This is a genomic window from Rhizobium moroccans (genome assembly GCF_057559155.1).
This window is the reverse complement of the sequence record NZ_JBHFJG010000019.1, coordinates 27,022-43,686: the sequence shown is the minus strand read 5'-3', so window position 1 is coordinate 43,686 and position 16,665 is coordinate 27,022. Positions and strand designations below refer to the sequence as shown.

General features: G+C 61.1%; 18 protein-coding genes. 1 reads left to right on the top strand and 17 read right to left on the bottom strand.

Annotated features, from left to right (window positions below; genetic code table 11):
• Positions 1 to 210: 210 nt before the first annotated feature.
• Positions 211 to 717, top strand: coding sequence for an RBBP9/YdeN family alpha/beta hydrolase (locus tag ACE04I_RS12330; protein ID WP_487207116.1), 507 nt, complete (start codon positions 211 to 213; stop codon positions 715 to 717).
• A 197-nt stretch (positions 718 to 914) separates the two neighbouring features.
• Here the strand turns inward: ACE04I_RS12330 and ACE04I_RS12325 are convergent, their stop codons facing one another.
• The 17 genes from ACE04I_RS12325 to ACE04I_RS12245 all read right to left on the bottom strand — a co-directional run bounded on the left by ACE04I_RS12325 (position 915) and on the right by ACE04I_RS12245 (position 16,625).
• The gene (locus ACE04I_RS12325; protein WP_487207115.1) at positions 915 to 1,592 is read right to left on the bottom strand and encodes an RraA family protein; all 678 of its coding nucleotides are present in this window, start codon (positions 1,590 to 1,592) and stop codon (positions 915 to 917) included.
• An 8-nt stretch (positions 1,593 to 1,600) separates the two neighbouring features.
• Positions 1,601 to 2,605 (bottom strand): hydroxyacid dehydrogenase, encoded by a 1,005-nt coding sequence (locus ACE04I_RS12320; RefSeq protein ID WP_487207114.1) that lies wholly within the window; start codon positions 2,603 to 2,605, stop codon positions 1,601 to 1,603.
• On the bottom strand, positions 2,605 to 3,450 hold the full coding sequence (locus ACE04I_RS12315; RefSeq protein WP_487207113.1) for an HpcH/HpaI aldolase/citrate lyase family protein: 846 nt from the start codon (positions 3,448 to 3,450) through the stop codon (positions 2,605 to 2,607). The genes ACE04I_RS12320 and ACE04I_RS12315 overlap by 1 nt, the downstream gene beginning before the upstream one ends.
• Positions 3,447 to 4,652 carry a CaiB/BaiF CoA transferase family protein gene (locus ACE04I_RS12310; RefSeq protein WP_487207112.1) on the bottom strand — a complete coding sequence of 402 codons (1,206 nt, stop codon included), beginning with the start codon at positions 4,650 to 4,652 and terminating at the stop codon, positions 3,447 to 3,449. Before ACE04I_RS12310 ends, ACE04I_RS12315 begins: the two co-directional genes overlap by 4 nt.
• Positions 4,653 to 4,659: 7 nt before the next feature.
• Positions 4,660 to 5,736: an ABC transporter ATP-binding protein gene (locus ACE04I_RS12305; protein WP_487207111.1), complete on the bottom strand. Its 1,077-nt coding sequence runs from the start codon at positions 5,734 to 5,736 to the stop codon at positions 4,660 to 4,662.
• Positions 5,729 to 7,447, bottom strand: a complete 1,719-nt coding sequence (locus ACE04I_RS12300; RefSeq protein WP_487207110.1) for an ABC transporter permease — start codon at positions 7,445 to 7,447, stop codon at positions 5,729 to 5,731. Before ACE04I_RS12300 ends, ACE04I_RS12305 begins: the two co-directional genes overlap by 8 nt.
• Before the next feature lie 56 nt (positions 7,448 to 7,503).
• Positions 7,504 to 8,601 carry an ABC transporter substrate-binding protein gene (locus ACE04I_RS12295; protein ID WP_487207109.1) on the bottom strand — a complete coding sequence of 366 codons (1,098 nt, stop codon included), beginning with the start codon at positions 8,599 to 8,601 and terminating at the stop codon, positions 7,504 to 7,506.
• A gap of 3 nt (positions 8,602 to 8,604) precedes the next feature.
• Complete coding sequence (locus ACE04I_RS12290) at positions 8,605 to 9,357, bottom strand: IclR family transcriptional regulator (RefSeq protein WP_487207108.1); 753 nt, start codon at positions 9,355 to 9,357, stop codon at positions 8,605 to 8,607.
• Between the two features lie 471 nt (positions 9,358 to 9,828).
• Positions 9,829 to 10,269: a PIN domain-containing protein gene (locus tag ACE04I_RS12285; RefSeq protein WP_046797060.1), complete on the bottom strand. Its 441-nt coding sequence runs from the start codon at positions 10,267 to 10,269 to the stop codon at positions 9,829 to 9,831.
• A gap of 2 nt (positions 10,270 to 10,271) precedes the next feature.
• The gene (locus tag ACE04I_RS12280; RefSeq protein ID WP_487207107.1) at positions 10,272 to 10,523 is read right to left on the bottom strand and encodes a type II toxin-antitoxin system Phd/YefM family antitoxin; all 252 of its coding nucleotides are present in this window, start codon (positions 10,521 to 10,523) and stop codon (positions 10,272 to 10,274) included.
• Between the two features lie 369 nt (positions 10,524 to 10,892).
• Positions 10,893 to 11,357, bottom strand: coding sequence for a heme-degrading domain-containing protein (locus ACE04I_RS12275; RefSeq protein WP_487207106.1), 465 nt, complete (start codon positions 11,355 to 11,357; stop codon positions 10,893 to 10,895).
• Between the two features lie 80 nt (positions 11,358 to 11,437).
• Positions 11,438 to 12,190, bottom strand: a complete 753-nt coding sequence (locus ACE04I_RS12270; protein WP_487207105.1) for a ribonuclease activity regulator RraA — start codon at positions 12,188 to 12,190, stop codon at positions 11,438 to 11,440.
• A 39-nt stretch (positions 12,191 to 12,229) separates the two neighbouring features.
• On the bottom strand, positions 12,230 to 12,985 hold the full coding sequence (locus ACE04I_RS12265; protein WP_487207104.1) for an SDR family NAD(P)-dependent oxidoreductase: 756 nt from the start codon (positions 12,983 to 12,985) through the stop codon (positions 12,230 to 12,232).
• A 3-nt stretch (positions 12,986 to 12,988) separates the two neighbouring features.
• Entirely contained in the window at positions 12,989 to 14,059 is a 1,071-nt protein-coding gene (locus ACE04I_RS12260; RefSeq protein ID WP_487207103.1) for an ABC transporter ATP-binding protein, read from the bottom strand.
• Positions 14,060 to 14,083: 24 nt separating this feature from the next.
• Positions 14,084 to 14,899: an aldo/keto reductase gene (locus ACE04I_RS12255; protein WP_487207102.1), complete on the bottom strand. Its 816-nt coding sequence runs from the start codon at positions 14,897 to 14,899 to the stop codon at positions 14,084 to 14,086.
• Between the two features lie 17 nt (positions 14,900 to 14,916).
• Positions 14,917 to 15,768: a carbohydrate ABC transporter permease gene (locus ACE04I_RS12250; RefSeq protein ID WP_487207101.1), complete on the bottom strand. Its 852-nt coding sequence runs from the start codon at positions 15,766 to 15,768 to the stop codon at positions 14,917 to 14,919.
• On the bottom strand, positions 15,765 to 16,625 hold the full coding sequence (locus ACE04I_RS12245) for a carbohydrate ABC transporter permease (protein WP_487207100.1): 861 nt from the start codon (positions 16,623 to 16,625) through the stop codon (positions 15,765 to 15,767). Before ACE04I_RS12245 ends, ACE04I_RS12250 begins: the two co-directional genes overlap by 4 nt.
• Positions 16,626 to 16,665 lie beyond the last annotated feature (40 nt).

Here is a 16,665-nt window from a genome sequence, read left to right as displayed (position 1 = left end):
AAAATACATCTTAAATGCAGCGATTCCTGGAATGCCGTACTTGCATTTGGGTCGGCAGAAAAGCGCGATCGGCAAGCGGCGGCTACCATTTGGCGGATGAGCGCTCTGCGGCGGGAGAAAAATCTACGATCTTGTCGCTTTTGGCTTTTCATACGCTGACTGCCTCGATGCATGAGATAAACTCATATCCCTACGATTTAGGGAGTCAGCATGTCAGCGACGCTCATTCTTCCAGGGTTGAATGGTTCCTCCAACGCGCATTGGCAGCGGATCTGGGCGCGCGAGCGCCCACATTCGATGGTCGTCGAACAAATGGATTGGGCCTGTCCGGTTCTCTCGGTTTGGCAGCGGGAACTTGATGAGGCGCTTTCGCAAACCGGAAGCGCCTTTCTCGTAGCGCATAGCCTGGGCTGCCTCCTGGCGGCAAGCTATGCCGGGCGTCGGATCGCACGCAGGATTAAAGGCGCGCTGCTGGTCGCGCCCTGCGCGCTCGACGCGACGATGGAGCTGCATCCATGCCTGGCGGGCTTCGGCGAAGAGCCTCTCGCGGGAAAATCGTTCAGTTCCAGGAGCGAAACCAATGGTGGAACCGAACTCCATCAAGGTTTCGCGACGCGGCAATGGGCGATTTTAACCATATCCCACGCGCAACCCCGAAAATGCTTCAGCATTTTCGGAAAGGATTGCGCGTGTTTCAGGGAGCGCTGCGTCCTTTAGCCGGCCTTCGGGCCGGCTGGCGCAGCGTGGGACGCGGCGGATTTCGTGCCTTGCGGCGTCGAAGCGCCCTCGTGGAGTTATGCTCCACCTCGGTCGCTTCTCCTTGCCATCCACGAAATTCGCTCGCGCCGCGCCCGCAACCTGATTGTCGATTGGTCCTAGCGCCGACGTGGCGCAATTTCCCAGTCGAATCGCCGTCAGACGATGAATTCGCAGCCTGCATCCTGCAGAGCTTTGTCCACCCACTCGCGATTGACGGTACCGGCTTCGGTCTCCACCATCTGACGGGTTTCGGCCTCGTGCTTCTTGATCGCAGCCTTCAGGATTTCCGGGGCATTCGCCTTGGGTACGGAAACGACGCCGTCGAGATCGCCCAGGATCAGGTCGCCCGGCTCGATGACGGAACCGTTGATCGCAATCGGAAAACCGATTTCGCCCGGTCCGGTACGGTAGGGGCCGCGATGCGTTGCGCCGCAGGCAAAGACCGGCAGGTTGCGCTCCAGGAAAGCCTCGGCGTCGCGGATCGCCCCGTTCATCACGAAGCCGGCAACGCCACGGCGGATCGCATGGGCTAGCATCAGCTCGCCCATCAGCGAATTCGCCGTTTCGCCCGCAGCATCCACGACGATCACGTCGCCGGGTTTTGCCATGTCGATCGCCTTGTGTAACATCAGATTGTCGCCGGGGCGTGTTCTGACAGTCAGCGCCGGACCGGCGAGATTGCCGGATCGATGCATCGGCCTCAGATCGGCGCCGAGCGCGCAGATGCGCGACATGGAATCGCTGACATTGGCGACCGGAAGATTGCGGAACGATTCCACCAGTTCCGGCGCGGTACGATCCCAGCTCAGTTTGACTCTAAATCCGTATGTCATGGAAAACCTCAGGCAGACAGTTCGATAGGGCGGGCGAGCGAGCGTTCGTCGGGCGCATTTCCGTCGAGCACGCTGATGATGTGGCGGGCGGCGATTTCGGCCATGCTGTCGGCGGAACCATGGGTAACCCCGCCGATATGAGGCGTTGCGATCAGCGTATTCAGCGCCCAGAGCGGGCTGTCGGCCGGGGGAGGCTCGATCGAAAAACTGTCGAGCGCGGCACCGGCAATCCTGCCGGCCGAAAGCGCCTCGGCGAGCGCAGCCTCGTTGACGATGCCTCCGCGGGCCGTGTTGACGACAACGGCGGTCGGCTTCATCAGCGTCAGCCGCCGGGCATCGATGATGTCGCGGGTCGTGGCGGTGAGCGGGCAATGGATGCTCAGAATATCGAGACCCGGGAGCATGGCGTCGATATCCGTCGCGGACGCAAAGCCATCGGCTTCGGCAGCACCCGGCGCGAAGGGATCATAGACCACGACCTCCATTCCGAGGGCTTCCGCCATGCGGGCGGTCTCGCGGCCGATACCGCCGTAACCGATCAGGCCGATCGTCGCGTCCAGAAAATCCTTACCGGTGAAAACCGGCTTCGGCCATTCCCCGCTTTTTACGGCCCTGTCGAGCGGCAGGATTTCCTTCACCAGCGCGAGAGCGAGCGTAATCGTATGTTCGGCGACGGCGCGGGAATTCGACCCCATCGCCCTAAGCACGGGTATCCCGCGTTTGGCCGCAGCAGCGATATCGACATTGTCGACGCCGACGCCATGCTTGGCGATGACCTTGAGATTGGGGGATGCGGCAATCACCTCCTGGGTAATGCGCCCCTGGCGCACCATCAGCCCATCGATCATAAGTTCGGCGGCGCGTTTCGCCACCATGTCGGACGGATCGTAGGGTGGCGAGAAGAACACGTCGACATCATGCTCGTTCAAGAGCCGGATAGCCTTTTCGGCGATCTTGTTATGGGTCACGAGAATGCGCCGTCGGCGTTCGCCGTGTTGCTTGTTTTGAATCATCAGGTGGCCCGTCCTTTCTCAAATCGCGCAAGAAGATTCCGGGCGCGCGTCACGATCGGCGCATCGATGAACTTTCCTTCCAGCATGAAGGCGCCGCGGCCTGCAGCGGCGTTCTCGCCATTGGCTGCGAGGACCTTACGTGCCCATTCGACCTCTTCCGGATTTGGCGCGAAGCATTCGTTGAGGATCGGCACGACAGAGGGATGAATGCAGCTCGCGCCGTCGAAACCGAAATCGCGCGCCTCCAGCGCGGCGGCCCGCAGCGCATCCTTGTCGGCGAAATCGACCGTGGTCCTGAGCATGCCGAAGGAGAGAACGCCAGCTTCCTTGGCGGCATAGTGGATCATCAGTTTGGGATAGCGCAGCACTTCAGGTGTCGGCTTGGCACCCATGGCGGTCGCCAGGTCCTCGCCGCCGGCAGTCAAAGCGATGACACGCGGCCCCTGCGCGATGGCGCGGACCTCGAACAGGCCCTTCATGTCCTCGATCAGCGGCACGAAGGAGATCGGTGTGCGGTCGCCTTCATGCGCCGTCAGGGTTTTGTCCAAGCCGGCAAGAATATCCGGGCTGTCGACTTTCGGGATATAGACCGCGTCGGCGCCTGCAAGGGTCGCAGCGATAGCATCCTCTATGAGGCGATCCGACTGGTTGACGCGCACGAAGACCTGGCAACTGCCCCGTTTGATTTCCGGCACCCACTTCGCCAGACCATCACGGGCCTCGGTTTTCGCCGCTTCCGGCACGGCATCCTCAAGGTCGACAATGACGACATCGGCGCCGCGCTGCCCCGCCTTTTCCAGGAAGCGGGGCGCATTGCCAGGTACATAGAGAAGCGAAGAGATCATTCCTCGCCCTCCAGATCGCCCAAGGTCATGCCGATTTCCGCAAGGATCGCCTCGGTCTGCTCGCCGACTGCCGGCGCCGGGTGGCGGAAGACGCCGGGTGTCGCGGAAAAGCGCGGGAAGATATTGTGTTGCGGGATACTGCCGAGATCGGCATCCTCGACCTCCACCACGATCTCGCGCTCGGCGAAATGCCGGTCGTTGCTGATGTCGGCAATGTCATAGACTGGCCCGACCGTGGCGCCCGCCGCACGCATTCCGGCCAGAGCCTCGTCGCGTGTGCGGGTCGCGAACCATTCGCCGAGCGCGGCATCCACGAGTTCGCGATGCCTGACGCGCTCCATATTGGTGGAGAAGCGCGGGTCGTCCTTCATGTCGGGACGGCCGATGATGTCGAAGATCCGCATCGCGATCACTTGGGTGGATCCGGAAAGCGCGACATATTTGCCGTCGCTGCAGAGATAGACGTTGCGCGGCGAGACCGTGTTGGACCCGGAGCCCGACCTTTGCTTGACCTTGCCAGTCACGCGGTAGATCGAAGCTTCCGGCCCGAGCGAGGCGAAGATCGGCTCCAAAAGCGAAAGGTCGATAACCTGGCCGGCCGCATCTCCGCGCTCTCGGGCGAAGAGCGCCATCATCACCGCGTTCGCCCCGGTCAGCCCCGAGATCATGTCGGCCAAGGCCAAAGGGGGAAGGACCGGCTCGCGATCCGGAAAACCGGTGCGTGAGGCAAAGCCGCTCATCGCCTCGACCAGCGTGCCGAAGCCCGGAAGCTTGGCATAGGGACCGGTCTGGCCGAAGCCGGATATCCGCACGATGATGAGCTGCGGATTGAGCTCGAGCAGGCCTTCGGGTGAAAGGCCCATTTCCTCCAGCGTTCCGGGTCGGAAGTTCTCGATGAAGACGTCGGCCTTTTCGATGAGTTTCTTCAAGGCCTCCAGCGCTTTCGGCTGGCGCAGGTTGAGCGCGACCGAGCGCTTGTTGCGGCCATAGGTCTTCCAGTGCAGCGAATGGCCATTGTCGCGCCACTCCCGCAATGCATCTCCTTGCGGAGGCTCGACCTTGATGACGTCGGCGCCGAAATCGCCAAGCTGCAGGGAGAGCATGTTGCCGGCGACCACACGGCTCAGATCGACGACGCGGATGCCGTGCAGCGGGCCCTTCTGTTCCGGCTGGAAACGGATGGTTTTCTTAGTCTCTGCCATGTAAACCTCAATTCGCGCCGGGTTTTTCGGGGAAAACGGCGCAGTGTTCCTGAGGAATGCGCACGAGGATAGAATTCTCCTTCAGCTCCGAAGGAGTCTGGATGCGGAAATCCACTGCACCCGAGCGCACCGCGTATTGCCAGACGGAGCCGAGATAGGTTCGCTGTTCGATCGAAACCCGCATCGTGTTGGGGCCGGTCTCGCCGGTGAGCTCGATCTTTTCCGGACGGATGGCGACGACGACGCTGCCATCCTTGCCGGCCGGGCCGGGCGGAGTGACGATCTCGCTGCCGTCCGCCAGCCGGATACGGGCCTTTTCCGTGCCGCTCTCGATCATCGTGCCGTCGAAGAAGTTGGACGAGCCGATGAAATCGGCGACGAAGCTGTCGGCCGGCCGCTCGTAGATATCGCGCGGCGTTCCGAGTTGCCGCATCCGTCCCATACTCATCACCGCGATCCGGTCGGAGACGGCGAGCGCTTCGGCCTGGTCGTGGGTCACATAGATGGTAGTAACGTTCAGCCTTTCCTGCAGTTCGCGCAGCCAGACGCGGGCGCGTTCGCGCAGCTTGGCATCGAGGTTCGACAGCGGTTCGTCGAGGAGCAGAAGCGGCGGGCGATAGACGAGCGCACGGGCAAGCGCCACACGCTGCTGTTGGCCTCCGGAAAGCTCGAACGGATAGCGATCCGCATAAGGCAGCATTTCGACGAGGCCGAGCGCTTCCTTAATGCGCTCGTCGCGCTCGGCCCTGCCGATCTTTCTGAGGGTCAGCGGAAAGGCGAGGTTCTCCGCCACCGTCTTGTGCGGCCACAGTGCATAGGATTGGAAGACGAGACCGATATTGCGTTTTTCCGGCGGCACCGTGTTGTTCGGGTTGCCGTCGAACAGCACCCGGTCGCCGATGCGGATCGTGCCCGAGGTCGCATGGTTGAGGCCGGCGACCGCAAACAGCGAGGTTGACTTGCCGCAGCCGGACGGTCCGAGCAGCGTCAGGAACTCACCCGATGCGACATGGATATTGAGGTTGTCGACGGCCGTGACGGAGCCGTATTTGATCGTGAGATTCTGGAGGACGAGATCAGCCATAGATTTTGGCTCCCATGACGCGGCGTGCGAGAATGACGAACGCGGCGGTTATGACGACTTGGATGGTTGCGAGGGCGGAGACCGGGCCATTGTCACCCTGGGCGACGAGCTGCAGCATGGTGGTGCCGATGATTTCGGAGCCGGGCTGGTAGAGGAAGGCCGCCGTCACGTACTCCTTGAAAAAGTGGATGAACAGCAGCGCGTAGCAGCTGAACAGCGCGGGTTTCAGGATCGGCACGATGATGCGGGTCACCGTCGTCCACCAGTCGGCGCCGGAGATGCGCGCACCGCGGTCGAGCTCTTCTCCGACCTGGGCAAGCGCCGGCGCAATGGCGCCGAAACCGACCGGGATATAGCGGATCATGAAGGCGAGGATCAGCACGGCAACGGTGCCGCGGATGATATCTGCCCCGGGAAGCCAGATCACCGCGTAGAAGAAGCCAAGGCCAGCGATGATACCCGGCAGCGAACGCGGGAAGAGCGCAATGTATTCCAGCGCCCGGCTGTGGCGGAAATCCGAACGCCGAGAGACGAGCGCGATCACCAGAATGAAGAACGTACCGATGGCAGCCCCGATCGTCGCGACGACGACGGAATTGACGATCGACCGCACATAGGTCGCCGATCCGAGCACACTCTCGAAATTCGCTGTCGTCATCACCTTCCAGAAGGGAATGAGCGGCGTCAGGAAGCTCACCGCCGAGCGCATGAAGATGCCGCCGAAGATCGAGATGATCGTCAGGAAGGCGAAGGCGAAGACGAAGAAAAAGGCCGGCCAGCGCCAGGCGCCGAGATCGAGCGTCGAAGGGCGGCTTGCCTTGCCACGCACGGTGACGAAGCGGCCGGAGGATTTCATCAGGAAACCCTGCAGCCAGACGAGCAGCGCAACCACGATCAGCAGAATGACGGCCGCCGCACCAACGATGCCGTATTCCGGCCGAACGGCGGCGTTGATGCCGGCATTATAGAGGAAGGTCGTGACCGTCTGAATGCCGGAGGGGCCGCCGAAGAGCAGCGGGATCGCCAGCATCTCGATGCCGACGACGAAGTTCAGCACCGCCGAATAGATGATCGCTGGGCGGATCATCGGAATGGTGACCGAAAACAGCGCCCGGAACGGCCCGGCACCGGTCGAGCGCGCCGCGTCTTCCAGCAGCGGGTCGGCCTTGGTGACGGCTGCAAGGCACATCAGATAAGTCAGCGGCGCCTGGCTGAGGCCCGCGACCACGCCCATGCCGGTGACGCTGTAGAGGTTCCATGGCGCGCCGCCGAGATAGGTCTTAGCGGCCAACGTCATGAAGCCGGAAGGGCCGTACATGGTGAACCAGCCAAATGCGATCACGAGGTTCGAGACGAAGAGCGGCCAAATGAAGATCTCGCCCAGCCACTTGCGGCCGGGAAGATTGGTGCGCCCGACAAGAACCGCCATGATCGTGCCGAACACCTGGGCGACGAGCATCGTCAAAGCGCCGAAGTAGAGCGTGTTGAAGAAGACGCCGGCCATGCCCGGTTCGCTGATGAGGCGGCTGAAATTGCCAAGCGTCAGGACCGCTGTATCGTCATAGAGGGGCTTGTCGAGAAAGGCCTGAAAGATGATCGGGGTGATCGGGCCGAACACGAGGATCGTCGTAAGCGCCGCAACGCCCCAGTAGATCGCACGCGATCGGTCTATTCCCCGTCCGGCCGTGCCGGCGTGGCTGATATCCGTCATCGAATTTTCCTGTCAGGGTTAGTGGGAGGGCTGCGTTGGCAGCCCTCCGTCACGGCTCAACGGCCGGCAATTGCAGCGTTCCACTTCTCCACGAAGGGACCCGCTTCGGTGATCAGGCGCTGGTCGAAACCGGCGATGATCATGTTTTCGTTTCCGATCTGACTGCCGATCTCCTGGAATGTGTAGCGGACCTGATCTTCGGCAACGTCCTCGCGATAGGGAACGAGCCCGCCTTTGCCGACCTGCGTCTGGCCATCGTGGCTCAGCGCGTAGTCGACGAACAGCTTGGCCGAATTCGGGTTGGCTGCACCCTTGGGAATGCCCATGCCGCGCAGCATCATGATGGTGCCGTCGTCGGGGAAGGCAAAGCCGAGGATCTCGCCGCCCGGCTGTTCCAGGCGCGGGAAGATGGTGATGCCGGAAACGGCGATCCCCATCAGATATTCGCCGGTCGCGATCTTCTCGTTCATCGGGCCGCCGGAGGTCTCGCCGCGGATCATCGGGCCGATCTTGCGAAGCCCTTCCCAGGCCGTATCACCTTCCTTGTCCATATAGCTCCACCACGCGGCAAGGCCGAAGCTGTTGCGGGCCGCATCATAGGTCGTGATCTTGCCCTGGAAAGTGTCGGGGTCGGCGGTCGCAGCCTCCACCAGAGAGGCGAAACCCTTCGGACGCTGGTCTTCCGGCAGCAGCGCTGCGTTATAGGTGATGACCAGTGGATCGGTCGAAAGCACGTTCACGCCGGGGTAGGGATGGGCGAATTCCGGCAGATGGGCGACCTCGGGGCTCTTGTAATCCTCCATCGCGCCGTCCTTGCCGTAGGCGGCCCAACGGTCATTTGCGCCGGAAACCAGCACGTCGGCGGTGCGCGCGCTCGATCCTTTTTCGGCCTCCCAGCGCGAATGGACGGTGCCCGATCCGAGATCGACGGTCTCGACCTTTATCCACGGATATTTGGCATTGAACCCCTTGAGGATAGGCTGCCAATTGTTGTCGGCCATGTTGGAATAGATCATCAGGCCAGCTTCCGAGCGCGACCCTTCGATGATCTTGGAATAATCGGCCGGATAGTAGGAGGGCACCTCCTGTGCCTGGGCGAAACCGGCAATGCCGGCAAACAATCCGGCCATGGCCGAAAGCGTGAAGAGTTTCATCAATTACCTCCCTTTCGATAGACGACGACTGCGCCGCGCCAGCTCCTCGCTGATTGCGACCGCAGTTTCCCGGACCACTTCGCATATGCGGTCGGAATGGGTGACGAACCGGACCTGGGGCCCGGAGATGTTAAGTGCGGCGATTGCCTTGCCGCCGACTCCGACGATGGGAGCAGCGGCGCCGGCCGCACCTTCGACGACGCCCATGGCGTTCAGGTAGAAGCCCGCTGTCCTGGCACTTTCGACGGCCTTGCGAAGGGTCGAATGTTCGGCGTCGGAAAGAGAAGCCGATGCGGCATAGGCATCGACTTCGGCATCGCTGCCGGCGGCCAGAAGAACGATCCCGCTTGCGACCTTGTGTGCCGGACGCGTCGGCCCGATGTCGCGGTCGTAGAGAATCTCCCGCTTCGGCAATACCTTGTTGAGATAGCGGATCGACTGGCTTTCCAGCACGGCGATGAAGCCGCTCTCTCCCGTCTCCTCAACGGCATTGGAGAGATAAGGGGACACCAGCGCGATCAGGGCGCCGTAGTTGCGCCCGTCTGCGGAGATTTCGCCGGGAAGTCTCAGAAGCTGGTACGTCCCGGTCGGCGTTCGATGGATATAACCGCGCTCGGTCAGCGATTGCAGCATGAGAAGCGCGCTCGACTTCGGCATCGCAAGTGCTGCAGCGATCTCCGAAAGGCTTGCACCCTCCGGTGAAGCCGCAAACCACTCGATCATATCCAAAACACGCTCGACGCCGCGTCCGCTCATCATGTATCCTTTGTTCAGTATATTGAACTAGTATAAGATACTGAAAATGGAAGGAGGGGTCAAGAGAAGTCGCAAATCTCAATCCCAGGAGAATGGAGCTCCCGTGCAAGCCTTGCCTTGTCAAGGACGGAACGATCGTGAAGGTAGCTGACACCGATCCGAGGCGAGATGGGGATGAATAGGGGCGGTCCGGGCTTGGGTCGCACGGTCAAATTCGCCGAGGACAACCTTCGCTCTGCGGCGAGGCATCATCAAACCTACGCTTGAGAATGTTGGCCATAGCCATGTAGCTGCTGGCATTACCGGATTACCGACGAGGTGGCAGATCGGTGCTTTCGCTACATGGCTTCACATTCGGTGGGAGGAAACTCCGGAGGTTATTTCAACATGATCGATAGCTTGCGTGGCAGCCCAGCGAAGGCCATCGAAAATACTGGCACGTCGCGAAGAGGCCAAACAGGGCACGATCCGTTATTGTATGATCGGCAGTTGTTTCAGGGGATTGGCGAGCGGCACACCGAGCGGCTCGAAATGACGCTCATTGGCCGTCAGAACAGTGAGGCGGTGCGCCGCGGCGGTGGCGGCAATGGCAATGTCCTCAAAGCCGGGGTTGTGAGCTCGCGCCTGGTCGAGGATCAGACCAGCGTGCCTCGCCTCCTCGATGCCGAACGACAGGATCCGCCCCTCATAGAAGTGTTCGACCGTGGCGAGCCAGCGGCGCAAGTTCTGCGCCTTCGTCGTCGCCCCGGTCCTTTCCGCGCGGGCAATGCCGGCCTCAATCTCGGCTATGGTAACGGCGGAAAGGTGGAGGCGGTCGCTATGCGCCCGTATCCACGCCGCGAAGGCCTCGATACCGACCTGGCGCTTGGTCGGCGCGTCGGCCGACACGATATTTGTGTCCAGAAGATACACGATCAGAAACCATTTTCGCGCAACGCACGGGCAGGCTTGCGCGACCGTTCGGGAATGTCTGCCGGCTCACCGGGAAAGGCCAGAAGCAGGTCGGCGAAATCCGGCACCCTGGAGACCCGTTGCCATTCCTCGAAGGAAACCAGCACGGCTTCCTTGCGGCCATGACGAGTGATAACGGTGGGCTCTCCGGCCACGGCCTGATCAACCACCGCAGAAAGCTTCGCCTTGGCGTCCTTGAGCTGGATTTCCTTCATGTCGCGTCTCCATATGACTATCAGTAGTCATATATGAGCCCGCTGGCCTGAATCAAGCGACGACACTAATCTCAAAGGGTCTCTTGCAGGACTTCGCTTTTCTCGCGCGGCGCCGGGGGGTCCTGTCAGAACCGCAATTCCCCAGAAGGAACGAAAGGCGCAACCGGTTTGGTAACGCAGATGCCCATGGCGAAAGCTCGCGCAGAATTTGAAGCAAATCAGTAAAACCGACCCCTGGGAGCTCGCCGATCCCTTGAACGTCCGGGGCGTCGTCGGCAACGGCATGGCGGTTGCAAACTGGGGTGATGTCTTGGCAAGCTATCGCTGGTAGCCTACGCCCCCCAAACGCCTTCAGCCTCCGTTGCGACATTAATGCGTCAGGTTCGCGATCGCCCGCATGATGATACGGTGATCCTCAACATCAGACAGGCCGCTGACGGCTGCCACCCCGACCACCCCAGCATTATGAAGGCGCAATGGGATGCCTCCTCCGCTCGCGGCAAAATCGGACATCGGAAGCCGATAGCGTGCGTGAAAATCGACGCCATTACGCTCGCAGAGCAGGCGCATATAGAGCGAGCTGCGTTGGAAGCGCTCGACAACGGCTCGCTTACGTTTCACCCATACGCTGTTGTCGGGCGAGGCACCGGGAAGCAGGGTGGTGAAGACAGGATTGCCATTTTGGGCGATCTCGATCGCAATCGGCAGCCTCTCTTCTGAGGCCAGCCGGCGGATCTCGGAGCCGAGCAGCCACGCGAAGTCGTAGTTGAATCGATCCAGCTGGACACGATCCTCCTCGGCCAGCAGGTCTTCGATGCTTGGAGAGGTAGGCATTTTGGTACTCCGGAAGAGGGTCTTAGAGACATGGTCGGACGCTGCCCGGCCATATTCTGCCTAGATTCAAGTCGTACGCATCAGACCCCGGTGCTCAGTCTGTCCCGCCAGGCGACGTACTCGTCCCGTACACCTTCCGTCAGGGGGTAATATTTGCGCAGATCACCGCCTTGGGAGAGCCTGAGGCGGGCAAATTCCTCCCACTCCGCATGCTCACTGGAGCGCTCGATCACCTCCGGCGCAAGTGCCACCGGGACGACAATGACACCGTCATCGTCTGCCACGATGATGTCACCCGGCATGACGAGTACATTTCCGCAAGCGACCGGCACGTTCACGGCGAAGGGGATGAGCCCCGTTTGGGCATGGTAATTCGGCGTCACGCCCTTTACCCAAATTCCAAGATCAAGTTCCTTGGCCTTAGCGGAATCGCGAATGCAGCCGTCGATGACCACACCAGCGCCGCCGCGGCCGGCGAGGAAGGTTAGCATCATCTCGCCGAAGATGCCGCTCGACATGTCGCCACGCGCGTCAACGACCACCATGTCGCCCGCCTGAGCGGGATAGAGCACATGGCGATGAAGCTGGAGTTCGGGATTTTCGTATTCATTGGAGCCGTAGAGGTCTTCGCGCTTCGGCATACACTGCAGCGTCAACGCCGGACCGGCGACCGAGCGCCCGTACTTCAGGGGCTGCGGACCGCGAATCTGCGGGTCACGGATACCCATCAGGCTGAGTTCGCTGCTGGCGGTCGCCGAGCCGATTCTGGCAAGCGCGTCGCACAGTTCGCGCGGAGGGCGTGCGATGTCTTTAATGTCTGCGGGAGATTGCATGGGGGACCTCGGTGAAAATGCTTGGGGAGGAACGGATGGTCAGACCCAGCCGCCATCAACGATGTAGTTCTGGCTGGTGATCGCGCCGGCCTCATCGGAGGCCAGGAAGAGCGCCATCTTGGCCACGTCTTCAGGCAGCAGGCGGCGCTTGAGGGCCTGACGCTCCTTTCGCATCGCATCCGCCTCCGGCGTCAGCCAGAGATCAAGCTGGCGCTTGGTCATGATCCAGCCGGGCGAAATGGCGTTGACTCGGATTTCGAAGGGACCGAAATCGCGGGCGAGAGAACGGACGAGGCCGAGCACGGCTGATTTTGCGGCGGTATAGAGCGCCATTCCACCGAAACCTGCCATCCACGAGATCGAACTCATGCAGATGATCGACCCGCCGCCGGCTGCCTTCATGTCCGGCAGCACCGCCTGGGAGGCGAAGAACTGGTGCTTGAAGTTGGTGGCGATGCGGTCGTCGAAATAGTCTTCCGTCACCTCCTCCGTCACATGCCGCTCGTCGTGCGCGGCGTTGTTGACGAGAACGGTGATCGGCCCGAGCTTCTGCCGTACGGCTTCGACGCTGGAACGAAGGTCCTTGATGTCGCGCAGGTCGAGGGGAACAAACAAAACCTGCCGTCCGTCTGCGCCCAGTTTTTCGGCAAGCTCGATGCCTGCCCTCTCGTCGCGATCGAGGAAGCCCACCTTCGAGCCCTGCTCCGCAAAGGCTTGTACCAAGGCCGCTCCGATACCGCTTGCCCCGCCGGTTATGAGAACCGTCTTTCCCTCGAGATCCGGATAGATCGCCATGGTTCAAGCCTCCTGACTAAGTTCGATACGCCGGCCGGTTTTGCCGTCGAAGAGATGGACGCGATCAGGCATAAGAGAGACATGGAGGCGTTCGCCGGGCTTTTCCATGATGCGCTCACGGAAGACGCCGACGATCTCATGGCCGGCGAGCCGCATCAGGACCTGCGTCTCGGCGCCCGTCGGCTCGACCGTGATGATCTCCGCCGCATGCCCGTTCGCATCGAGGACCAGATGTTCCGGGCGTATGCCGAGTTTGACATCCGTCCCTTCGGATTGTCCGGCGGCAGCAGGCAGGGCGATCTGCGTTCCGTCAGCACCGACAAAGCCGCCCGTGCCGATCCTTCCGGCGAGGAAGTTCATCGCCGGAGAGCCGATGAAGCCCCCCACGAAGAGGTTGACCGGACGATCGTAGAGCTCCAGAGGAGAGCCGATCTGCTCGACGAGGCCGCCATGCATGACGACAATCTTGTCAGCCATGGTCATGGCTTCGATCTGGTCGTGCGTGACATAAACGGTCGTGGTCTTCAGTCGCTGATGGTTCTGCTTGATCTCGGAGCGCATCTGCACGCGCAGCTTTGCATCGAGGTTGGAAAGCGGCTCGTCGAACAGGAAGACTTCCGGATTGCGCACCATGGCCCGCCCCATGGCGACGCGCTGACGCTGGCCGCCGGAGAGCTGGCGCGGATAGCGCTTTAGGTAGTCTTCCAGGTTGAGCATGTTCGCCACCTTGCGAACGCGCTGGCGGATTTCCTCCTTCGGTGCCCGGGCGAGCTTCAAGGAGAAGCCCATGTTCTGCTCGACCGTCATGTGAGGGTAGAGGGCATAGCTCTGGAAAACCATGGCGATGTCGCGCTCCTTCGGCTGAAGCGAGTTCACCACCCGTCTGCCGATGGAGACCTCGCCCGCGGTGATATCCTCCAGCCCCGCAAGCATGCGTAGCAGGGTGGACTTGCCGCAGCCCGATGGACCGACGAGAACAACGAACTCGCCGTCCGCGATGTCGACGGATACACCGTGCAATACCTCCAAGGCGCCATAGGATTTTCGAACATTGTCGATCGTTACCGGTGCCAATTACGGTCTCCTGTCAGAATGGCCTCAATCGTCCCAGCGGGGGGACTTGGCTGGATTGATGTGACGGATGGATCGATCCAGGGTCCGGATGCGGGCGATCTCGTCGGTGGTGAGGGCGACATCCCGTGCTGCGAAGTTTGCCCTGAGGTTCTTCTCGCTCCCGGAAGCCGGAATGACGACATGACCTTCCGCCATGAGGAAGGCTAGCGCGATTGCGGCCGCCGTGGCGCCGTGCTCCACCGCTATGCTCTTCAGGAGCGCGTCGTCGTTGACCGCACCCTTGTAGAGCGGCTGGTATGCAGTCAGCGTTAGCCCCTTCTCACGGCAATAAGCCACAAGCTTCGGTGCCTGTAGATAGGGATGGATCTCGACCTGGTCTGTGGCGATCGCCTCTCTGCCGATGAGTGAGAAGGTCTTCTCCAGCAGCGCGATCGTGAAATTGGAAACTCCAATGTGCTTTGCCCATCCGCGCTGCCTGGCCTCCGCAAGGGCCAACACGTAGTCTTCGAACGGCACCCGATCGTCCTGCGACGGCCAGTGGATGAGCAGAAGGTCGACCTGCCCGGTACCGAGCGTTTCGAGGCTCTTCTCAACGCTTGGCAGAAAGTCGGATTTCGACAGATTGGTATCGGCCACCTTGGTCGTCACGAAGAAATCGGATCTCGGCAGGCCGGAGCGACGGATTGCTTCGCCCACATTGCCTTCGGTATCGTAGCTTTGGGCTGTGTCGATGTGGCGGTAGCCGATATCGATCGCCGTCAGGATGGCCTGCATGCCCTCGTCACCCGTGCGGCCGTATGTGCCGAGACCGAGTTGCGGGATAGGCGCGTTATAGCTCATGATACTTCCCCTAGGGCTCAGCCCTTCGTAGCGCCGGCCGTTAGGCCGCCGACGAAAAGCCGTTGCATGGACAGAAACAGGATGGCGATCGGCAGGGTCATCACCACGGATGCAGCCATGACCGCGCCCCAGTCGGTGTTGAACTCGGTCGAAAATTCCGCAAGCCCGATCGGCAGGGTCTTCACGGAGGAATCCGTGGCGAAGCAGAGCGCGAAGATGAACTCGTTCCAGGTCGTGACGAAGGCGTAGACCATAACGGAGGCCAGCCCCGGCAGCGACAAGGGCAGGGTGATGCGGAACAGGCAGCCCAGACGGCTGGCGCCGTCGATGATCGCCGCCTCGTCCAGTTCCACGGGAATATTCTTGAAATAGCTCGTGAGCATCCATACCGAGAGCGGTAGCGTGATGATCATGTAGACAAGGATCAGACCCCAGTAAGTGTTCACCAGACCGAGCACCCGCAGGGTAATGAACAGGGGGACGATGATGGCGGCGGTAGGAAGGAGCTGTCCGACCAGTACCAGCGACTGCAGCAGCGGCTTTCCCTTGAACTTGAAGCGGGCGAAGCCGTAGGACGCGAAGATCGCCAGCACCAGCGCAAGCGCCGTCGATCCCACCGAGATGACGATGCTGTTGAGGAAGTAGCGCGGGATGTTGGATTCGAACAGAACCTTGCGGTAGTTGTCCCAGGTCGGCATCTCGGGCCACCAGATCGGCGGTACCGTGTAGAGTTCTCGGAGCGTCTTCACCGAGGAAAGAACCATCCACCAGAAGGGGAAAAGGCAGACGAACACCAGCAGGACGGAGCCTACGATAATCAGCCATATGGGCAGGCCGGGACGCTTCAGAGTTTCGGTCTTACGGCTCATCGCATTTCCTCCGCGCCGGAGGCCAGGGTTTTGATGTAGATGAACACGATCACGATCGCGACGGCGAAGAACATGACCGAGAGGGCCGCCGCCTGGCCGAACTGGACGTTTTCGAAAGCCGTCCGAAAGATCTGGATCGGCGTGATCAAAGTCCGATTGGCGGGGCCGCCGCGCGTGATCGCGTAGATGATGGTAATGTGATTGAGCGCCCAGATCACCAAGAGCAGCGTGACCGCAACGATCACAGAGCGAACCTGGGGAAGCATCACGTACCAGACCTCTTCCCAGAAGCTTGCACCGTCAATCCGCGCCGCCTCATAAAGATCATTGGAGATGGACTGCAGGCCCGCCAGGACCATGATGGCCACGAAGGGGAACATTTTCCAGATATTGATGGCGATCATCACCGGCATCACGGTGTTGCCGTTGGTCAGCCAGCCGACCGGCTTGTCGATCACGCCCGGTGACGTCAGCATGTAGTTGATGATGCCGAACTCGGTATGCAGCATCCATGCCCAGGTCGTGGCTGCGACGATGCCCGGCACGACCCAGGGCACCAGCGTCACGGATCGCACAACCGCTCTTCCGCGGAAATTCTGGTTCAGCAGCACGGCCGTCAAAACACCGAGCACCACCTGAAAGACGATCGAGCCGAAAACCCACCAGAGCGTGTTCCAGAAGGCTGTCGGAGTGGCTCGCGCCGCCAGGATGCGCCTGAAATTGTTCAGGCCGACGAAATTTCCGGCATTGTCCGTTACGCTCAGCAGTCCGGTATAGGCGATCGGATAAGCGATCAGCATTCCAAGGACCATCAGCGCAGGAAGAACGAACAGATAGCCTGCTGACTGTTTTTGCATCAGTTACCATTCCCAAATCGCAAGGGTGCCGGGGGGGGGC

Coding starts and splice junctions, on each gene's coding strand:
- ACE04I_RS12325 (WP_487207115.1), bottom strand. CDS start 1,592: ATGACATACGGATTTAGAGTCAAACTGAGCTGGGATCGTACCGCGCCG.
- ACE04I_RS12315 (WP_487207113.1), bottom strand. CDS start 3,450: ATGATCTCTTCGCTTCTCTATGTACCTGGCAATGCGCCCCGCTTCCTG.
- ACE04I_RS12290 (WP_487207108.1), bottom strand. CDS start 9,357: ATGAGCGGACGCGGCGTCGAGCGTGTTTTGGATATGATCGAGTGGTTT.
- ACE04I_RS12250 (WP_487207101.1), bottom strand. CDS start 15,768: ATGAGCCGTAAGACCGAAACTCTGAAGCGTCCCGGCCTGCCCATATGG.
- ACE04I_RS12270 (WP_487207105.1), bottom strand. CDS start 12,190: ATGCAATCTCCCGCAGACATTAAAGACATCGCACGCCCTCCGCGCGAA.
- ACE04I_RS12305 (WP_487207111.1), bottom strand. CDS start 5,736: ATGGCTGATCTCGTCCTCCAGAATCTCACGATCAAATACGGCTCCGTC.
- ACE04I_RS12245 (WP_487207100.1), bottom strand. CDS start 16,625: ATGCAAAAACAGTCAGCAGGCTATCTGTTCGTTCTTCCTGCGCTGATG.
- ACE04I_RS12310 (WP_487207112.1), bottom strand. CDS start 4,652: ATGGCAGAGACTAAGAAAACCATCCGTTTCCAGCCGGAACAGAAGGGC.
- ACE04I_RS12280 (WP_487207107.1), bottom strand. CDS start 10,523: ATGAAGGAAATCCAGCTCAAGGACGCCAAGGCGAAGCTTTCTGCGGTG.
- ACE04I_RS12275 (WP_487207106.1), bottom strand. CDS start 11,357: ATGCCTACCTCTCCAAGCATCGAAGACCTGCTGGCCGAGGAGGATCGT.
- ACE04I_RS12295 (WP_487207109.1), bottom strand. CDS start 8,601: ATGAAACTCTTCACGCTTTCGGCCATGGCCGGATTGTTTGCCGGCATT.
- ACE04I_RS12330 (WP_487207116.1), top strand. CDS start 211: ATGTCAGCGACGCTCATTCTTCCAGGGTTGAATGGTTCCTCCAACGCG.
- ACE04I_RS12320 (WP_487207114.1), bottom strand. CDS start 2,605: ATGATTCAAAACAAGCAACACGGCGAACGCCGACGGCGCATTCTCGTG.
- ACE04I_RS12255 (WP_487207102.1), bottom strand. CDS start 14,899: ATGAGCTATAACGCGCCTATCCCGCAACTCGGTCTCGGCACATACGGC.
- ACE04I_RS12265 (WP_487207104.1), bottom strand. CDS start 12,985: ATGGCGATCTATCCGGATCTCGAGGGAAAGACGGTTCTCATAACCGGC.
- ACE04I_RS12300 (WP_487207110.1), bottom strand. CDS start 7,447: ATGACGGATATCAGCCACGCCGGCACGGCCGGACGGGGAATAGACCGA.